The following is a 17,070-nucleotide window of genomic DNA, read 5'->3' on the forward strand; positions in this document are numbered from 1 at the left end:
GCCCCTTGCCGCACAGGGGTTTCCGGACGGGGTTGCGGCGCTGCTGTAATGGGGGCATGGCCAGCGCACACGATCCCTTCCCGCGACCCCCGCTCGACGCGGCGGCCCTCGACGCCGCCCTCGTCCGACCGGGCGGCATGTGGCACCGGATCGAGGTGCTCCCCGAGGCCGCGTCCACCAACACCGAGCTGACCGCGCGCGCCGTGGAGGGCGCCCCGCACGGCAGCGTGCTGGTCACCGAGCACCAGACCGCCGGGCGCGGGCGCCTCGGCCGCGGTTTCTCCACCCCGCCCCGCGCCGCCCTCACCTTCTCCCTCCTGGTCCGCCCCGCGGTGCCCGTCACCGGCCTGGGTTGGCTCCCCGCCCTCATGGGCGTGGCCGCGGTCGGCGCCGTGCACCGGGTGACGGGGGTCAAGGCCGCGCTCAAGTGGCCCAACGACGTCATCGTCCCCGCGCACCTGCGCTCGGAGCCCGCGACGGCCGACGGCAAGCTCGCGGGCATCCTCTCCGAGGCCGACTTCTCCTCCGGCCAGCCGTGTGTGGTCGTGGGGATGGGCCTCAACGTGTCCCAGGAGCGCGCCGAACTCCCCGTGGACACCGCCGTCTCCCTGCGCGGGGAGGGGTCGGACGCCCTGGACCGGGGAGCCCTGCTCGCCGCCGTCCTGGGTGGGTTCGAGGAGCTGTACACGGTGTGGACCGCCGCCGGAGGCGACGCCGAGGCCAGCGGGCTGGCCGCCGCCTACCGGGACGCGTGCGTCACCATCGGGCGCCGCGTGCGGGTCCACCTGCCCGGGGACCGGGTGCTGGAGGGCGCCGCCACCGGCGTGGACGGCGACGCCCAGCTGCTGGTGCGCGGACCCGGCGGGGAGCGGGCCCTGAGCGCGGGCGACGTCGTCCACGTGCGCCCAGGCTCCTGAGCCCCGCCGCCCGGCCCTCCGCCGCCGTCCACAGGGGCCTTCGGGCACTCCCGCGGCGACCCCCTCGTGTGCGATCATCACCGGGTGCGGCCGCCGCCGACCGCGGGCCGCGCGGGCCTGTCGGCAGGCACCCTGTCAGGGGAAGAACCGCGGGCGTAAGCTGGAGTGGAACCCCGTGCCGCCCGTCGGCCGGTGCCGAAGTGACTGTTCCCCGCCCCGGCGGGGATGGCCCGTGAAAGAGAACGTATGCCGTCGCGTCCCGACCCGAAAGCGATCGAGTCCGCCCTGCTCGGCGGTGAAGCGGTCTACACCAGGGAGCAGGCGATCGAGCTCGCCGGCGCCGACAACGAGCTGGCCGGGCGCATCTGGCGCGCCCTGGGCTTTCCCAACCAGGGCGACGACACGGTCACCTTCGCCGAGAGCGACGTCGAGTCGCTGCGCATCGCCAACTCCCTGGTCCAGGAGGGTGTCCTGGACGAGGAGGGCGTGGTCCGCTTCGCCCGCGCGATGGGCCAGACCATGGCCCGCCTGGCCGACTGGCAGACCAGCATACTGAGCACCCTCATCTACCAGGAGGGCGAGGACTCCGTCAGCCCGCTGATGAACCAGGTCAAGGAGCTGCTGCCGGACGTGGAGCGGCTCCTGTTGCACATCTGGCGCAGACAGCTCGCCGCCTCCTCGGCCCGCACCCTCGCGGTGATGTCGGACAACGACGCCGTGCCCAACTACTACCCGCTGGTCGTCGGGTTCGCGGACCTGGTCTCCTTCACCACGCTGAGCCGCGAACTCGACGAGGTCGAACTGGCCGGGGTCGTCGAGGGCTTCGAGGCCACCGCCGCCGACATCGTCGCCTCCGGCGGCGGCCGCGTGGTCAAGACCCTGGGCGACGAGATCCTCTACGTCGCGGACTCCCCGGCCGAGGCCGCCGACATCGCGCTGCGCCTGGCCTCGGGCGTCAAGACCCACGTGGAGGTGCCCGACGTCCGGGTCGGCCTGGCCGCCGGGCCGGTGCTGACCCTGCACGGCGACGTGTTCGGCACGACCGTCAACCGCTCCAGCCGCCTGACCTCCTTCGCCAGACCCGGCACCGTCCTCATCGACGAGAGCCTCGCCGAGAGCCTCGCCGACGAGGAGGGACTCCAGGTGGTGCGGGTGCGCGCCCGGCACGCGCACGGGCTCGGCCTCATCCAGCCCTACGCCCTGCGCCGCAACTTCGAGCCCGTCGGCTGAGAACCCCGCCTTCCTCCACGATCACCGTGTGCGCCGCGACCCGACGGGATAGGCTCGAAGGCGTCACACCAGTCCGTGAGAGGTCAGGTGGTGAGCCGGTGACCGCCGCTTCCCCCGTCCAGCGTCTGCGCACCTCGGGTGTCTTCAGCCTTGAGGGCAGCGGTTTCGACGTCGAGAACAACGTCTGGATCGTCGGAGACGACGAAAGCGCCATCGTCATCGACGCCGCGCACGACCACGAGGCGATCGCCCGGGGCCTGGGCGACCGCGAACTCATGGCCATCGTGGCCACCCACGGGCACAACGACCACGTCAACGCGGCCGCCGCGCTGGCCGACCTGGCCTACTGCCCGATCCTGCTGCACCCCGACGACGCCGAACTGTGGTATCGCGTGCACCCGCACCGGGAGCCGGACGCCCTGCTGCTGCACGGCGAGACGCTGGTGGTCGGGGGAGTGGAGCTGGAGGTGCTGCACACCCCGGGCCACACGCCGGGCGGGGTGTGCCTGTACGCGCCCGCGCTCGGGGCGGTCTTCACCGGCGACACCCTCTTCCCGGGCGGCCCCGGCGCCACCGGGCAGCCGTTCTCGGACTTCCCGACGATCATCGCCTCGATCCGCGAGCACCTCGCGGTCCTGCCGCCGGACACGGTCGTCCACCCCGGCCACGGGGAGTCCACCACCGTGGCCGAGGCAGCCGAGCACCTCGACGCCTGGGCGTCCCGGGGGTTCTGAGCCGGGTGCCGACCGGCACCGGGCGGGCTGCTCCGTCGGGACCGTCCGGGACACCCGGGCCGATCAGCCCCTTCCGAAACGGTCCTCTACGCTCGGATCGCACATCCTGGATCGGAGCACCATGTACCCCACCCGTCTCGCCCCCGCCGCCCTCCTCCTCGCCCTGGCCGCCACCGCGTGCGGCCCGGAGCCCACCGCCGAAAGCGAGAAGGCGACGGCCGCGGCCACGTGCCAGGAGCACGTCGAGCGCTCGTGGGAGTCCCTGGTCAGCGCGGAGTTCGACACCTCCTCCGACATCACCGTGACCAGCGCCGAGGACCCGTGGGAGTACGAGGTCGTCGCCAGCGCCGATACGGAGAACGACTCCGGCGAGGTGGAGCGCGCCGAGTACAGGTGCTTCGCCGTCAACAACTCCGGCGACTGGTTCGTGGTGGACATGCGGGACGCCGCTTAGGAACCGGACCCGATCAGGCCCGCTCTCCGTCGGGCCGTGACGGCACCGTCGACCCGAGCACCGCCTGAGACGCGAAGAACCGGTGGAACCCGGCGCGCCCGCACCTTTTTCCGATGTGCTCACCAAGTTCCGAGAGCTGAACGGGCTTACCCAGAAGCAACTCGCGCACCGTGTATACACGTCTGTGGCCTCGGCTTCCCGATGGGCGAATGGGCACGCGCTTCCCCAACCGCCCATGGCGGAAGAACTGGACGCCGAGCTGGAAGCGAACGGGAGACTGCTGGCCGCGTGGCGTCGACGATGGCGCTCCACCCGCATCCGCCTCCTGCTCCAGCAGCGGCAGGGGGCGACGGCGTGAACGCCACCGCCCCGGGGGAGCGCCCCGTCCGCCGACCAGGCAACACGGCGCCTGGTCGGCGGACGGGACCGGTCTCAGGCCAGGTCGGAGTACCGCCCGACGTTGGGCACCGGCGGGGTGTCCTTGGGCCGCACACCGATCTTGGACCCCAGCCACACCAGCGGGTCGTACTTGCGGTCCACCACCCGCTCCTTGAGCGGGATCAGCGCGTTGTCGGTGATGCGGATGTTCTCCGGGCACACCTCCGTGCAGCACTTGGTGATGTTGCAGTACCCCAGCCCGAACTCCTCCTGGGCGATGAGCCTGCGGTCGGCGGTGTCCTCTGGGTGCATCTCCAGCTCCGCCACCCGCATGAGGTAACGCGGACCCGAGAAGTGCTCCTTGTTCTCCTCGTGGTCGCGGATCACGTGGCAGGTGTTGTTGCACAGGAAGCACTCGATGCACTTGCGGAACTCCTGCTGGCGTTCCACGTCCTCCTGGCTCATCCGGAAGTCACCCGGCGACGTGGCCGGATCCGGGGTGAACGAGGGGATCTCCCGCGCCTTCTGGTAATTGTACGACACGTCGCACACCAGGTCCCGGACCACCGGGAAGGCGCGCATCGGCGTCACCGTCACCACCTCGTCGTCCTCGAACACGCTCATCCGCGTCATGCAGGACAGCCGGGGACGTCCGTTGATCTCCACCGAGCACGAACCGCACTTGCCCGCCTTGCAGTTCCACCGCACCGCCAGGTCCGGTGTCTGCGTGGCCTGGAGGCGGTGCAGCACGTCGAGCACCACCTCGCCCTCGTTGACCTCGACCCGGTACTCGGCGAGCCCGCCCTCGCCCGAACCCCGCCACACCCGGAACACACGCTCGCTCATGACTGGCCCTCCTCGGCCGCGTCGTCCGCCGCCCCCGACGCGGGCAGCTCCTCCTCCGACAGGTACTTGGCCAGCTCGTCGCGTTCGAAGAGGGCGAGCAGCCCGGCCGGGATGTCGGCGAGCGCGAGCCGCGACAGCGACACCCGGTCGGAGCGGTCGGCCCGCACCGCCAGGTTCACCCGCCGCCACTCGGCCGACATGCCGGGGAAGTCCTCGCGCGTGTGCCCGCCGCGCGACTCGGTGCGCTCCAGGGCGGCCGCGGCGACCGCGCGCGAGACCAGGACCATGTTGGGCAGCGCCAGCGCCAGGTGCCAACCGGGGTTGTAGACCCGGTCGCCCGGCGCGCTGAGCGCGCGCGACCGCTCCGCCAGCTCGTCCAGCCGCTCCAGGGCCCGCTCCATCTCCGGGCCCTTGCGGATGATGCCCACCAGGTCGTTCATGGTCTCCTGGAGGTCGGCGTGCACCGTGTACGGGTTCTCGCCGCCTTCCGCCCTGAGGAAGTGCAGCGCGTACGAGGACGCCTCCTCCGCCACCCGGTCCAGGAGCCCGGCCGGTGCGGCCCGGTCTCCGAGCCCGTCCACGTAGGCCGCCGCGCCCAGTCCGGCCCTGCGCCCGAACACCAGCAGGTCCGACAGGGAGTTGCCGCCCAGCCGGTTGGAGCCGTGCATGCCGCCCGCCACCTCACCGGCCGCGAACAGCCCGGGCACGTCGGAGGCGGCGGTGTCGGCGTCCACCCGCACCCCGCCCATCACGTAGTGGCAGGTGGGGCCCACCTCCATGGGCTCGGCGGTGATGTCCACGTCCGCCAGTTCCTTGAACTGGTGGTGCATGGACGGCAGCCTCTTGACGATCTCCTCGGCGGGCAGGCGGGTGGACACGTCCAGGAACACGCCGCCGTGCGGCGATCCCCGGCCCTCCTTGACCTCGGTGTTGATCGCCCGCGCGACCTCGTCGCGGGGCAGCAGCTCCGGCGGCCTCCGGTGCTCGCCGGGGTCGTCGTACCAGCCGTCGGCCTCCTCCTCGCTCTCGGCGTACTGGGAGCGGAACACGTCCGGCACGTAGCCGAACATGAACCGCTCGCCCTCGGAGTTGCGCAGCACGCCGCCGTCGCCGCGCACCGACTCGGTGACGAGGATGCCCTTCACCGACGGCGGCCAGACCATCCCGGTGGGGTGGAACTGGACGAACTCCATGTTGATCAGGGAGGCCCCGGCCCGCAGTGCCAGCGCGTGGCCGTCGCCGGTGTACTCCCAGGAGTTGGAGGTGGTGCGGAAGGCCTTGCCGATGCCGCCGGTGGCCAGGACCACCGAGGGCGCCTCGAACAGGACGAACCCGCCGTCCACCCGGCGGTAGCCGAACGCGCCGACGACCCGGCCCGGCGTCCTCGCGTTCCCGGCCGGGCCCGCGCCCCCGGCTCCGCCCGGGCCCGGGTCCACGGCGGTTGCCCCGCCCGCGCCCCTGCCAGCGCTCCCGGCCGCGTCCACGGCCGTGGCGCCGGCACCGGGTCCGTCGTCCTCGGTGACGAGGCGGGTGATCGCGGTCTCGGCGAACACGCGGATGCGCGCCTCGGGGTCGCCCAGCTCCGCGGCGTCCTCCTGCTGGAGCGCGACGACCCGCTGCTGGAGGGTGCGGATCATCTCCAGGCCGGTGCGGTCTCCCACGTGCGCCAGCCTCGGGTACTCGTGGCCGCCGAAGTTGCGCTGGCTGATCCTCCCCTCCGCGGTGCGGTCGAAGAGCGCGCCCCAGTACTCCAGTTCGAGGATGCGCTCGGGCGCCTCGCGGGCGTGCAGCTCGGCCATGCGCGGGTCGTTGAGGAACTTGCCGCCGCGCACGGTGTCGCGGAAGTGCACGCGCCACTCGTCTTCCGGGTTGGCGTTGCCGAGAGCGGCGGCGGCGCCGCCCTCGGCCATCACGGTGTGGGCCTTGCCGAACAGCGACTTGGAGATGACCGCGGTGCGCTTGCCCTGCTCGCGGGCGGCGATCGCGGCCCGCAGCCCGGCTCCGCCCGCCCCGATCACCACGACGTCGTAGGCGTACCGGGTGATCCCGGGTTCTGCTGTGGGGGGCATCTGGTCGTGCCTTCCTTCCCCTTGGCTCAGTTGAGGATGCGCAGGTCGTTGATGGCGCCGCTGGCGATCAGGGCGATGTAGGCGTCCGTGAGGATCAGGGTCGCGATGCTCAGCCAGCCGAAGTACATGTGCCGGTGGTTGAGCACGGACAGGCGGCCCCACATCCAGTAGCGGACGGGGTGCCTGCCGAAGCTGCGCAGCCGTCCGCCGAAGATGTGGCGGCACGAGTGGCAGCTGAGCGTGTAGCCCCACAGCATGAGCACGTTGAGGAGCATGATGAGGTTGCCCAGCCCGATGCCGAAGCCGCCTCCGGCGCCGTGGAAGAAGGCGATCAGCATGTCCCACGTGTTGATGAGCGTGATGGCGAAGGCCGCGTAGAAGAAGTAGCGGTGGCCGTTCTGGACCAGCATCAGGGGGCGGGTCTCGCCGGTGTAGGCGCCGTGGGGCTCGCGCACGGCGCACGCCGGGGGCGAGAACCAGAACGAGCGGTAGTAGGCCTTGCGGTAGTAGTAGCAGGTCAGCCGGAACAGCAGCAGGATCGGCAGGCTGACCAGGGCGTAGGGGAAGAGCGGCGGGAACTCCACCGGCAGGCGCCCGAACAGGGCCGCGTCGGGCGCGCACTGCTGCGCGATGCACGGCGAGTAGAACGGGGTCAGGTAGTGGTGTTCCTGGACCCAGTAGTGGTCCTGCTGGAACACCCGCAGGGTCGCGTAGACGACGAAGGTGGCCAGCCCCAGCGCGGTGAGGAGGGGTCCCAGCCACCAGTTGTCGGTGCGCAGGGTTCGTTGGGGGATGCGTGCCCGGCCGCCCCCGGGGCCTGCGTTCTCGGTCGCTGTCACCGTTGTCTTGCACCTCCTGTGGGAAGGAAGGTCCCGGTCGGGCGGGGCGCGGTACCCGCCTGCTTCGGCCGCGACCGCCGCGCAGGACGGCTGCGTGGAGGAGCCGTGGCGAACCGTCCCGCAACGCAACGTTAGGGCGTTGTGATCACGGTCACGTCCCGGCGAGAGGGAGGCGTCGGGGAAAGCTATGTGAAATGCGCCACTTTCGAGCGCTTATTTGGGGCGTTTTGTCGGCTCAAGTGGCCAGAAATCCCTTATGACGATCGGGTTGCTTCAGGGGTGCCAGTGGCGTGTGGTATTGGGAGTGGCCGCAGGAAACCGGTGGGGAACGACGCCGGACCGGAGTGCCGCGGCGGGTCCGCGCGGTCGGAGGCGGGGCCGGGCCGAGGGCCTTCGACCGAGTGCGTGTGTCTGGCGGCGATACCGGGATCGCGGCCGATCGTCGGGGTCCGCGCGGCTGTCGGCGGCTTGGGGCGAGGGTGTGCGGCGGCGGGGTCAGTCCGCCCCGTCCTCGGGGGAGAGCAGGACCTCCAGGTCCGGGCCCAGGTCCTGCGGCGACATGCCCAGCAGGTAGCCGTTGAGGTGGCGGCGGAACGCCTCCGCCGAGTGCGAGGGCTCCACGTCCCGGCGCCGCGCCAGCGCCACCGTCCGCAGCAGGCGCGGCCGGGTCAGCGGGGTCCCGCGCAGACTCTGCCGGTTGCGCAGCACCATGCTCGGCACCACCGCCAGCCCCATGCCCGCCTCCACGAACCGCAGCACGGCGTCCATCTCCCCGCCCTCCACGGCCAGCTCGGGCTCGAACCCCGACGCACGGCACGCGCGCAGCGTCGCCTCGCGCACGTCGTAGCCGCGCCGGAACATCACCAGCGGGCGGCCCCGCAGCTCTGTGATGCGGATCGAGGCCCGCCCGTTGGGGGAGGGGCCCGACATCGGGCTCGCCACCACCAGGTTCTCCCGCAGGATCGGCGTCGTGGAGAAGTCGGGGTCGCTGCTGTGCAGCGGCAGGATGATCAGCGCCAGGTCCAGCTCGCCCCGCCCCAGGTCGCGGATGAGGTCGCGCGAGCCGCTCTCCTCCACCTGGAGTTCGATGCCGGGGAAGCGGGTATGGAAGTCGGCGAGCACGTCGGCCAGCAGCCCCGCGCACAGCGACGGGGTCGCGCCGAGCCGTACGCGGCCCCGGCGCACCCCGGCCAGCTCGGCGACCTCGCGCCGGGCCGTCTCCAGGTCGGCGAGCATGCGTTGGGCGAGCGGAAGCAGCGCCTCGCCGGCCGGTGTGAGTGTGATGTTTCCCCGGGCACGACTGAATAACGGCGCACCCAGCTCCTGTTCGAGGCTGCGGATCTGCTTGCTCAGACTGGGCTGTGCGACGCGCGAAAGCTCTGCTGCGCGGGTGAAATGGCGTGTGCGGGCCACCGCGACGAAGTAGGCCAGCTGCTGGAACTGCATGTTCCATAGCCTACGTCTATCGACTCCAGCGTCCTGATGACTTGGACTCCAGGCTTACCCAGAACTTACAGTGACAGGCTGTGGCGAACAGTACCTTGACCAAGAAGCGGTCTACGGCCTACGGGTCCACGGTGGCGCTCAAGGCAGCGATGGCGATCACCGGGGCGATCCTCGTGCTGTATTTGATCGCGCACATGTACGGCAACCTGAAAGTGTTCTCGGGCCAGGAGGCCTTCGACGGCTACGCCCACAGCCTCCGGGAGCTGGGCTACCCGCTGCTGCCCGAGAGCGGATTCCTGTGGATCTTCCGCATCGTCCTGCTGGCGAGCGTCCTGATCCACATCTACGCGGCGGTGACGCTGTGGGCCCGCGCCCGCAGAGCGCGTCCGGCCGCCCAGCGCTACCAGGTGAAGAAGAGGGTGGTCCGCAGCTACTCCTCCTACACCATGCGCTACGGCGGCGTCCTGGTCGCGCTGTTCGTGGTCTTCCACATCCTGCACCTGACCACGAACACCATCGCCCCCGGCGGCGCGTCCGACAGCCCCTACGAGCGGCTCGTGAACGGGTTCCAGCCCGAGTTCTGGTACGTGACCCTGTTCTACGTCCTGTCCGTGATCGCTGTGGGCCTGCACCTGCGGCACGGCATCTGGAGCGCCCTGGCCACCCTCGGCGCCAACATGTCGCGTCGGCAGCCCAGACTCAACGCCATCGCGCTGGGCATCTCGCTGATCGTGACGGTCGGCTTCCTGCTCCCGCCTCTGGCGGTCACCTTTGGACTGGTGAGTTAATTGTCTGACAACGACTTCTACCGCGTCGGCGACCCGATCCGGGACGAGAAGGCCCCGGAGGGCCCGATCAACGAGCGCTGGGACAAGCGGCGCTTCTCGGCGAAGCTGGTCAACCCCGCGAACCGGCGCAAGCTCTCCGTGATCATGGTGGGCACCGGCCTGGCCGGCGCCTCCGCGGCCGCGACCCTGGGCGAGGCGGGCTACAAGGTCACCTCGTTCTGCTACCAGGACAGCCCGCGGCGCGCGCACTCCATCGCGGCCCAGGGCGGCATCAACGCCGCCAAGAACTACCGCAACGACGGCGACAGCATCTACCGGCTGTTCTACGACACCGTCAAGGGCGGCGACTTCCGCTCCCGCGAGTCGAACGTCTACCGCCTGGCCCAGACCAGCGTCGAGATCATCGACCAGTGCGTCGCCCAGGGCGTGCCCTTCGCCCGCGAGTACGGCGGCCTGCTCGACAACCGCTCCTTCGGCGGCGTGCAGGTCTCGCGCACCTTCTACGCGCGCGGCCAGACGGGCCAGCAGCTGCTCATCGGCGCCTACCAGGCCCTGGAGCGCCAGATCGCGGCGGGCAGCGTCGAGATGCACACCCGCCACGAGATGCTGGAAGTCGTCGTCGTGGACGGCCGCGCGCGCGGCGTCATCGTCCGGGACATGGTCACCGGTGAGATCGAGACCCACTTCGCCGACGCCGTGGTGCTGGCCACCGGCGGCTACGGCAACGTGTTCTTCCTGTCGACCAACGCGATGGGCTCGAACGTCACCGCGACCTGGCGCGCGCACCGCAAGGGCGCGCTCTTCGCCAACCCGTGCTACACGCAGATCCACCCGACCTGCATCCCGGTCAGCGGCGACTACCAGTCCAAGCTGACCCTGATGAGCGAGTCGCTGCGCAACGACGGCCGCATCTGGGTGCCCAAGGCGCACGGGGACACCCGCGACCCGCGCCAGATCCCGGAGGAGGAGCGCGACTACTACCTGGAGCGCATCTACCCGGCCTTCGGCAACCTGGTGCCGCGCGACATCGCCTCCCGCGCCGCCAAGAACGTCTGCGACGAGGGCCGCGGCGTTGGCCCCGGCGGTCTGGGCGTCTACCTGGACTTCGCCGACGCCATCGCGCGCATGGGGCAGGACGCCGTCGAGGCCAAGTACGGCAACCTGTTCGACATGTACCAGCGCATCACCGGTGAGAACCCGTACGAGGTTCCGATGCGCATCTACCCGGCCGTGCACTACACCATGGGCGGTCTGTGGGTCGACTACGACCTCCAGAGCTCCATCCCGGGCCTGTTCGTGACCGGTGAGGCCAACTTCTCCGACCACGGCGCCAACCGCCTGGGCGCGAGCGCGCTGATGCAGGGGCTGGCGGACGGCTACTTCGTCCTGCCCAACACCATCAACGACTACCTGTCGTCGGGTCCCTTCGAGGCCCTCGACGAGTCGCACCCCGAGGCCGTGGCGGCCAAGGACCAGGTGACCTCCCGCATCGACAAGCTGCTGTCCGTCCAGGGCTCCCGCACCGTCGACTCCTTCCACAAGGAGCTCGGCCACATCATGTGGGAGTACTGCGGCATGGAGCGCAGCGAGGAGGGCCTGACCAAGGCCATCGAGCTCATCCGGGCGCTGCGGGCCGAGTTCTGGCGCGACGTCAAGGTGCTGGGTACCAACGAGGAGTTCAACCAGGCCCTGGAGAAGGCCAACCGCGTGGCGGACTTCCTGGAGCTGGGCGAGCTCATGTGCATCGACGCCCTGCACCGCCGCGAGTCCTGCGGCGGCCACTTCCGCGCCGAGAGCCAGACCGAGGACGGCGAGGCGCTGCGCCACGACGACGAGTTCGCCTACGTGGCTGCCTGGGCGTTCGGCGGCGATGACAGCAAGCCCGTGCTCCACAAGGAAGCCCTGGAGTACGAGTACGTCGAGATGAAGCAGCGGAGCTACAAGTGAACATCACCCTGCGCGTATGGCGTCAGAAGGGGCCGGACGACGAGGGTCGGCTGGCCACGTACAAGCTCACCGACGTCTCCCCGGACATGTCGTTCCTGGAGATGCTCGACGTCCTCAACGAGAAGCTCACGCTGGAGAACGAGGACCCGGTCGCCTTCGACCACGACTGCCGCGAGGGCATCTGCGGCGCCTGTGGTGTCGTGATCGACGGTGAGGCGCACGGCCCCGAGCGCACCACGACCTGCCAGCTGCACATGCGCAGCTTCAACGACGGCGACACCATCACGGTGGAGCCGTGGCGGGCCAAGGCGTTCCCGGTCGTCAGGGACCTGGTCGTGGACCGCGGCGCGTTCGACCGCATCATCCAGGCGGGCGGCTACATCAGCGCTCCGACGGGTACCGCGCCCGACGCCCACGCCAACCCGATCCCGAAGCCGGACGCCGACCGCGCGTTCGACGCCGCGACCTGCATCGGCTGCGGCGCGTGCGTGGCGGCCTGCCCGAACGCCTCCAGCATGCTGTTCACCGCCGCGAAGGTCACGCACCTGGGCATGCTCCCGCAGGGGCAGCCCGAGCGGTCCTCGCGCGTGGTGAAGATGATCAACCAGCAGGACGAGGAGGACTTCGGCGGCTGCACCAACATCGGTGAGTGCGCCGCGGTCTGCCCGAAGGGCATCCCGCTGGACACGATCTCGCAGCTCAACCGCGACCTGCTGGGCTCGCTCAGCAAGGGCGTCGGCTGACCGCCGCCCCCTGTCGCACCGCACGGGCCGCGCTCCTTCGGGGGCGCGGCCCGTCGCCGTTCCCGGGGGTCACTCCGCCGGACGGCGGGGCGGTTCGGTGCCCTGCTCCACCGTCTTCCGGGACTGCTCCGGGACCCTGCGCGCCTGGCGGCTCGCGACGAAGTCCTCGACGGCGGTGATCACCGCGGCCTCGACGCTGACGCCGTCCCGCTCCGCCACCTCCCTGAGCAGGGCGTGGAGGCCGTCGTGCATGTGCAGGCGCATGTCCATGGCACGAAGGTAGCGGCTGCCGGGCCCGGGCGAGGGGAAAACGCGGAGACCGGCGCCTCCGGGCCCGGCCGCGGGCCGTCGCCGCTTTCGGGGTCACTCAGCGGGAGGCATGAGTCCTCTCAGCCGGTCGGCGATCTCGGGGACGTCCGCCAGGTCGCCGGTGGTGACCGCGATGACCAGGTCGTAGGCGGCGTTCTGGTCGGGTCTGCCCACCTTCTGGCCGTTGAGGCGGAGGAACAGCTTGGCGCTGATCCAGGCCAGCCTCTTGTTGCCGTCCGACAGGGGATGGCCGATAAGGACCGACTGCATGAGGGCGGCGGCCTTCTGCCACACGTCCGGATAGGCGTCGTCACCGAAGGCCGTGGTCTGCGGGCGCAGCAGTGCCGCGTGGAGCTGGCCGATGTCCCGCACCGTCACATAGGACGGAAGGGTCACCTCGATGATCACGCGGACATCGGCCTTGGTGAGGTAGCGCGTCACTCGGCGAGCCTCGCCAGCAGTTCCGCGTCCTCCTCGGCGATCTCCAGCGCGTACCGGCGGATCCTCTCGGTCTGACGGGCCGCGAGGAACTCCTTCAGCGCGATGACGACCTCGGTGTTGACGCTGTTGCCGTCCTCTTCGGCCACCTCCCTGATCTCCGCGTGTACGTCGTCGGGCAGGCGTAGATGCATGTTCATGCCGCAATGATACCTGGAAGTGGTATCACTCTCTGGTACACGGTGGAGGGCGGGAACGCGGCCCCCTCCGGGGCGGCTCAGCCCTCGTGCTCGCGCCAGTGCCGGGGCAGGTCCCCGTATCCGACGCCGATCTCCACGGAGTCCCCGTCCAGGCTCCGGACGTCATCCCAGGCCACGTAGCGCTCGTGGCGGCGCATCCAGCCCAGCACCCGGTGCCACGGGGAGGGCGGCTCCAGCGAGCCCCCGTAGCCGAGGCGGCCCGCGAGCGCGCCCCGTCCCAGCACCAGGCCCAGGACGGTGTAGACCTCCCCGTCGCGGCGCACGACCACGTCCTGGACCTCGCTGACCGTCCGGCCGGAGCTGTCCGTGACCCGGCGGCCGAGCAGTTCGCTGAACAGGAATCCGCTCATCGCCCCGCCCCCGGGATGCGGCCGATGACGTTGCGGCTCAGCCACCTCTCCGCCGCGCGGCTCCCCTCGGGCACGGGAGTGGACAGACGGGTCGTGGGGGCGAAGTCCTCGACGTCGCCCACCGGGATGCGCACGGGCTCGTGCTCGGAGGGCCGCAGCCTGCTCAACACCGTGCGCCACAGCCTCCCCAGGCGCCCCGAGAGCCTGGGGCCCAGGGCGGCGGAGCCGGTGAGCAGCGCCGTCATGACCGGAGGGGAGCCCTCCTCCCAGGAGAACTCGACGTCGTCCGCCTTGCCCACCGGCTGCCCGTCGCGGTCGACGATCTGGCGGTCCAGCACGGTGAAGCCGATCCGGAACACGGACTCGCGCTCCCGGTCCTCCGGCATCTCACTGCCCCGCTTTCGTGTAGAGCATCAGGGGGACGGCGACGACCGACACCGCGAGCAGCAGGACCAGGTAGACCGAGCCCACGATGTTGGTGAACCGCGAGTTCACCCGGTCGCCCAGGTAGCGGCGGTCGTTGGCGACCACGAAGATCGGCAGGTAGGTGAGCGGGAGCGCCACCGCCGACAGCACGATGCTGTACTCGACCACCTTGACCGGGTCGATCCCGGTGAGGACGAAGAGGGTGCCCGCCACCAGGCCCAGCAGGATGACCGAGTGGAAGAGCGCCGCCCGCACGGGCGGCCGGGTCTTGCCCCACGGCCAGCCGAAGTACTGGGCCACGCTGTAGCCCGACGCCAGGGCCGACTCCAGCGCGGCGCCGAACGTGGCCGCGAAGAAGCCCACGAGGACCACGACCAGCCCGAGCCCGCCCAGCGCCGCGACCACGGGTAGCGCGACCTGGCCCAGGTCCTCCACGTGGACGTCGGCGGGCATGAGCCAGGCCGCCGCGCAGCCCATGATGGCCAGGGCGAGCAGGCCGCCCACCGGGAAGCCGAGGAAGATGTTGATCCGGGCCGTGGCCAGGTCGCGGGGGGCCCACTTCTCCTCCACCCCGCTGGAGGAGAAGAACAGGACCGAGTAGGGGGTCATCGTCGCGCCGAACAGCGCGATCGCGTAGTAGGACCACACCGGCCACTCCTCCTCCGGGGGAGGGGAGAAGCTCGCGGCGTCGGCCAGGAGACCGCCCCAGTCGGGGCTCAGCCGCCACAGGGCGACGGCGAACACGACCAGGGCCAGGCCGAGCAGCCCGTAGGTCTTCTCCATCCACCCGAACGGCATCCGCCACACGACCACCCAGACCAGGAACCCGGCCACCGGGACCCACAGCAGGTAGTGGACGCTGCTGGCCAGTTCGAGGGCGAGCGCGATACCGCCGATCTGCGCCGACATGGTCAGCAGGGTGATGACGTAGGACGCCAGCAGGTTGGCCAGGCCCGCGCGGGCGCCGAGCCGCTCGCGGACCAGGTCGAAGACGGCCCGGCCGCTGACGGCCGTGACGCGCGCCGCCATCTCGGTGAAGAGCATGATCCCGATGACGCCGACTGGGATCACCCAGGCCAGGGACATCCCGAAGCGGGAGCCGACCACGGAGGCGGAGACCAGGTCGCCGATGTCCAGGAACCCGCCGACGGCGGTGAGCATGCCCAGGGTGAAGGACAGGAGGATTCTCACCGCAGCTCCTCCTGGAGTCCCGCCAGCGCGTCGGCGGTCCCGCGGAGCGCCTCGGCGGCCCCGGCCACCCCGTCGCGGTCCTCCCTCCCCAGCGCGACGCGCAGGTCGGACAGGCCGTGGACGGCGGCGTCGGACAGGTCCGTCACCTCGTCCCGCAGGCCGTCGCAGTTCGGAGAGGGCGGCTGGAGGGAGCCGAAGGTGTCGGTGAGGGAGCGGGCCGAGTCCTCCGCGTCCTCGGCGCTGACCTCCAGGTAGGGCTGGAACGCCCGGTCGTCCCCGGCCAGTTCCGCGACCAGCGTCCCCGTGCGGACGGCCGACAGCAGGTCCCCGGTGGTCCGCCGGGCGTCGTCGCGGTAGGCGTCCGCGGTCAGCGCCGGGGCGGTGCAACCCGCGGACGCCAGTGCGAGGGCCGCCGCCAGGGCGGCGGGCGCGCACCGCGCGAGGAGGACCCGGGGCCCGCGGGGACACCCCGGCCGCCGCCGTTCGCTACCCGTCATGGCTCAGGACCCTAACCGCGCGCGGGTCCGGCGGCCGCGCCCGTCCGCGGCGTGTCAGCTGGGCGTTCGCGGTGTGCCGACCGGCGGCCGTGCCGTGGCCGGATCAGCGGTCCCTGCCTCGGGGGCGGCGGGCCCCCTCAGGTCCGGTAGCGCCGCGCGACCGTGTGGAAGGCCTCCTTGGGCTCCCAGGACGCCGGGTCGTCCCCGGCCGTGCGCACCACGCCGAACCCGGCCGCGTCCAGGTCGTACACGGGGTCCTCGCTGTGCGGGAAGCCCGGCATGGCGAACGTGAACACGAACGCGCCGTGCACCCCCCGCTCCCGGTACAGCCCCAGCAGCGCGTCCAGGTACCCGGCCTGCACGGCCTCGTTGCGCGAGGTGCCCCGGCGCAGGCGCGGCGGGTCGGCGAACCAGTTCACCGCGAGGAAGGACGCGGCCCCGCGCAGGTCGGCCCCGTCGTGGGCGCCGCAGCCGAACTCGGTGATCACCAGGGGCCTGCCGCAACCGTCCCGGAGCGCGTCCAGACGCCGTTCGTAGGCGTCGGCGTCGGTCCCGGACCGGTACAGGTTCACCCCGGCCAGGTCGAATCCCGACCAGTCCACCTCCTCCCAGCCCCCGGCTCCGTAAGTCACCGGCCCCCCGAAGCGCTCTCGGGCCACGTCCAGGGCCGAGGCGAGCAGCGCGGCGAGCCTGCGCCGCATCCTCCGTTCGAAGGGGCGGCGCAGCCACGGACGGGTGACGAACTGGAGGCGGACGAGTTCGCTCCCGCCGGGGAGCAGGCCCGGGGAGGTCAGCGAGAACTCGGTGCCGACCATGAGGGTCACCCGGCCGGGGTGCTCCAGGCGCAGCTGCTCGGCCATGCGGGCGGTGGCGTCCAGGTGCTCCAGCCGCTCGGCGACCGGCGGGTTCTCCGGCTGCGGGCGCACCCACACGTCCAGGCCCGCCTCCAGCGCGGCGCGCGCGGCGGCCCGCTGCCGTCCGGTGTCGGCGCCGATCAGCATCACAGCGGTGCAGTGCAGGTCCTCGCGGATGACGCGCATGTCGCGCGCCGCCGCCTCCTCGGACACGCCGTCGGTGTGGTGGGAGATTCCTCGGATGTCCACGCGCCCATCCTGTCAGGGGGCCCGGTGGATCAGAAGACCCCGATCGGTCCGCGCCGCCTCCGGGGCCCGCCCGCGGCCCGTTCCCGGCCGGTCTCCGCGTGCGCC

Annotated in this window: 20 protein-coding genes; 8 read left to right on the top strand and 12 right to left on the bottom strand. The window is 71.5% G+C overall.

Annotation, left to right across the window (positions count from 1 at the left end; translation table 11 throughout):
* Positions 1-56 precede the first annotated feature (56 nt).
* From KGD83_RS05540 to KGD83_RS28935, 5 genes are all read left to right on the top strand, one after another.
* Positions 57-917 (top strand): biotin--[acetyl-CoA-carboxylase] ligase, encoded by an 861-nt coding sequence (locus tag KGD83_RS05540; protein ID WP_212642827.1) that lies wholly within the window; start codon positions 57-59, stop codon positions 915-917.
* Between the two features lie 246 nt (positions 918-1,163).
* Entirely contained in the window at positions 1,164-2,147 is a 984-nt protein-coding gene (locus KGD83_RS05545) for an adenylate/guanylate cyclase domain-containing protein (protein WP_212642828.1), read from the top strand.
* 98 nt (positions 2,148-2,245) lie between these two features.
* Positions 2,246-2,881 carry an MBL fold metallo-hydrolase gene (locus KGD83_RS05550; protein ID WP_212642829.1) on the top strand — a complete coding sequence of 212 codons (636 nt, stop codon included), beginning with the start codon at positions 2,246-2,248 and terminating at the stop codon, positions 2,879-2,881.
* 121 nt (positions 2,882-3,002) lie between these two features.
* Positions 3,003-3,335 (top strand): GIY-YIG nuclease family protein, encoded by a 333-nt coding sequence (locus tag KGD83_RS05555; RefSeq protein WP_212642830.1) that lies wholly within the window; start codon positions 3,003-3,005, stop codon positions 3,333-3,335.
* A 115-nt stretch (positions 3,336-3,450) separates the two neighbouring features.
* On the top strand, positions 3,451-3,693 hold the full coding sequence (locus tag KGD83_RS28935) for a helix-turn-helix domain-containing protein (RefSeq protein WP_256448847.1): 243 nt from the start codon (positions 3,451-3,453) through the stop codon (positions 3,691-3,693).
* Between the two features lie 74 nt (positions 3,694-3,767).
* Here KGD83_RS28935 and KGD83_RS05565 read toward each other — a convergent pair whose 3' ends face one another.
* From KGD83_RS05565 to KGD83_RS05580, 4 genes are all read right to left on the bottom strand, one after another.
* Positions 3,768-4,559 (bottom strand): succinate dehydrogenase/fumarate reductase iron-sulfur subunit, encoded by a 792-nt coding sequence (locus KGD83_RS05565; protein WP_212642831.1) that lies wholly within the window; start codon positions 4,557-4,559, stop codon positions 3,768-3,770.
* Entirely contained in the window at positions 4,556-6,628 is a 2,073-nt protein-coding gene (locus KGD83_RS05570; protein WP_212642832.1) for a fumarate reductase/succinate dehydrogenase flavoprotein subunit, read from the bottom strand. The genes KGD83_RS05565 and KGD83_RS05570 overlap by 4 nt, the downstream gene beginning before the upstream one ends.
* A gap of 26 nt (positions 6,629-6,654) precedes the next feature.
* Positions 6,655-7,467 (bottom strand): hypothetical protein, encoded by an 813-nt coding sequence (locus tag KGD83_RS05575; RefSeq protein WP_212642833.1) that lies wholly within the window; start codon positions 7,465-7,467, stop codon positions 6,655-6,657.
* A 495-nt stretch (positions 7,468-7,962) separates the two neighbouring features.
* Positions 7,963-8,913 carry a LysR family transcriptional regulator gene (locus KGD83_RS05580; protein ID WP_212642834.1) on the bottom strand — a complete coding sequence of 317 codons (951 nt, stop codon included), beginning with the start codon at positions 8,911-8,913 and terminating at the stop codon, positions 7,963-7,965.
* Positions 8,914-9,044: 131 nt separating this feature from the next.
* On the opposite strand from KGD83_RS05580, the gene KGD83_RS05585 reads away from it, so the two are divergent.
* The 3 genes from KGD83_RS05585 to KGD83_RS05595 are packed head-to-tail and all read left to right on the top strand — an operon-like array spanning position 9,045 to position 12,391.
* Positions 9,045-9,701, top strand: a complete 657-nt coding sequence (locus tag KGD83_RS05585) for a succinate dehydrogenase cytochrome b subunit (protein ID WP_256448861.1) — start codon at positions 9,045-9,047, stop codon at positions 9,699-9,701.
* Positions 9,702-11,648 (top strand): fumarate reductase/succinate dehydrogenase flavoprotein subunit, encoded by a 1,947-nt coding sequence (locus tag KGD83_RS05590; protein ID WP_212642836.1) that lies wholly within the window; start codon positions 9,702-9,704, stop codon positions 11,646-11,648. It begins immediately after the preceding gene.
* On the top strand, positions 11,645-12,391 hold the full coding sequence (locus tag KGD83_RS05595) for a succinate dehydrogenase/fumarate reductase iron-sulfur subunit (RefSeq protein ID WP_017564106.1): 747 nt from the start codon (positions 11,645-11,647) through the stop codon (positions 12,389-12,391). Before KGD83_RS05590 ends, KGD83_RS05595 begins: the two co-directional genes overlap by 4 nt.
* A 69-nt stretch (positions 12,392-12,460) precedes the next feature.
* Here KGD83_RS05595 and KGD83_RS05600 read toward each other — a convergent pair whose 3' ends face one another.
* The 8 genes from KGD83_RS05600 to KGD83_RS05635 all read right to left on the bottom strand — a co-directional run bounded on the left by KGD83_RS05600 (position 12,461) and on the right by KGD83_RS05635 (position 16,965).
* The gene (locus tag KGD83_RS05600; protein ID WP_212642837.1) at positions 12,461-12,661 is read right to left on the bottom strand and encodes a CopG family transcriptional regulator; all 201 of its coding nucleotides are present in this window, start codon (positions 12,659-12,661) and stop codon (positions 12,461-12,463) included.
* Positions 12,662-12,754: 93 nt separating this feature from the next.
* Positions 12,755-13,141, bottom strand: a complete 387-nt coding sequence (locus KGD83_RS05605) for a type II toxin-antitoxin system death-on-curing family toxin (RefSeq protein WP_212642838.1) — start codon at positions 13,139-13,141, stop codon at positions 12,755-12,757.
* On the bottom strand, positions 13,138-13,338 hold the full coding sequence (locus tag KGD83_RS05610) for an Arc family DNA-binding protein (RefSeq protein WP_212642839.1): 201 nt from the start codon (positions 13,336-13,338) through the stop codon (positions 13,138-13,140). The genes KGD83_RS05605 and KGD83_RS05610 overlap by 4 nt, the downstream gene beginning before the upstream one ends.
* 77 nt (positions 13,339-13,415) lie before the next feature.
* Positions 13,416-13,748: a PRC-barrel domain-containing protein gene (locus KGD83_RS05615; RefSeq protein WP_212642840.1), complete on the bottom strand. Its 333-nt coding sequence runs from the start codon at positions 13,746-13,748 to the stop codon at positions 13,416-13,418.
* Positions 13,745-14,134, bottom strand: coding sequence for a hypothetical protein (locus KGD83_RS05620; RefSeq protein WP_212642841.1), 390 nt, complete (start codon positions 14,132-14,134; stop codon positions 13,745-13,747). The genes KGD83_RS05615 and KGD83_RS05620 overlap by 4 nt, the downstream gene beginning before the upstream one ends.
* A 1-nt stretch (position 14,135) precedes the next feature.
* On the bottom strand, positions 14,136-15,365 hold the full coding sequence (locus tag KGD83_RS05625; protein WP_212642842.1) for an NRAMP family divalent metal transporter: 1,230 nt from the start codon (positions 15,363-15,365) through the stop codon (positions 14,136-14,138).
* Positions 15,362-15,862, bottom strand: coding sequence for a hypothetical protein (locus KGD83_RS05630; protein ID WP_212642843.1), 501 nt, complete (start codon positions 15,860-15,862; stop codon positions 15,362-15,364). Before KGD83_RS05630 ends, KGD83_RS05625 begins: the two co-directional genes overlap by 4 nt.
* Before the next feature lie 137 nt (positions 15,863-15,999).
* Complete coding sequence (locus KGD83_RS05635; protein WP_212642844.1) at positions 16,000-16,965, bottom strand: hypothetical protein; 966 nt, start codon at positions 16,963-16,965, stop codon at positions 16,000-16,002.
* Positions 16,966-17,070 lie beyond the last annotated feature (105 nt).

This window comes from Nocardiopsis akebiae (genome assembly GCF_018316795.1).
Taxonomy (GTDB): Bacteria; Actinomycetota; Actinomycetes; order Streptosporangiales; family Streptosporangiaceae; genus Nocardiopsis; species Nocardiopsis dassonvillei.

Excerpts from the sequence above, each read along its gene's own strand:
- KGD83_RS05540 (WP_212642827.1), top strand. The coding sequence starts at position 57 with ATGGCCAGCGCACACGATCCCTTCCCGCGACCCCCGCTCGACGCGGCG.
- KGD83_RS05610 (WP_212642839.1), bottom strand. The coding sequence starts at position 13,338 with ATGAACATGCATCTACGCCTGCCCGACGACGTACACGCGGAGATCAGG.
- KGD83_RS05620 (WP_212642841.1), bottom strand. The coding sequence starts at position 14,134 with ATGCCGGAGGACCGGGAGCGCGAGTCCGTGTTCCGGATCGGCTTCACC.
- KGD83_RS05630 (WP_212642843.1), bottom strand. The coding sequence starts at position 15,862 with ATGACGGGTAGCGAACGGCGGCGGCCGGGGTGTCCCCGCGGGCCCCGG.
- KGD83_RS05580 (WP_212642834.1), bottom strand. The coding sequence starts at position 8,913 with ATGCAGTTCCAGCAGCTGGCCTACTTCGTCGCGGTGGCCCGCACACGC.
- KGD83_RS05555 (WP_212642830.1), top strand. The coding sequence starts at position 3,003 with ATGTACCCCACCCGTCTCGCCCCCGCCGCCCTCCTCCTCGCCCTGGCC.
- KGD83_RS05565 (WP_212642831.1), bottom strand. The coding sequence starts at position 4,559 with ATGAGCGAGCGTGTGTTCCGGGTGTGGCGGGGTTCGGGCGAGGGCGGG.
- KGD83_RS05545 (WP_212642828.1), top strand. The coding sequence starts at position 1,164 with ATGCCGTCGCGTCCCGACCCGAAAGCGATCGAGTCCGCCCTGCTCGGC.
- KGD83_RS05615 (WP_212642840.1), bottom strand. The coding sequence starts at position 13,748 with ATGAGCGGATTCCTGTTCAGCGAACTGCTCGGCCGCCGGGTCACGGAC.
- KGD83_RS05570 (WP_212642832.1), bottom strand. The coding sequence starts at position 6,628 with ATGCCCCCCACAGCAGAACCCGGGATCACCCGGTACGCCTACGACGTC.
- KGD83_RS05600 (WP_212642837.1), bottom strand. The coding sequence starts at position 12,661 with ATGGACATGCGCCTGCACATGCACGACGGCCTCCACGCCCTGCTCAGG.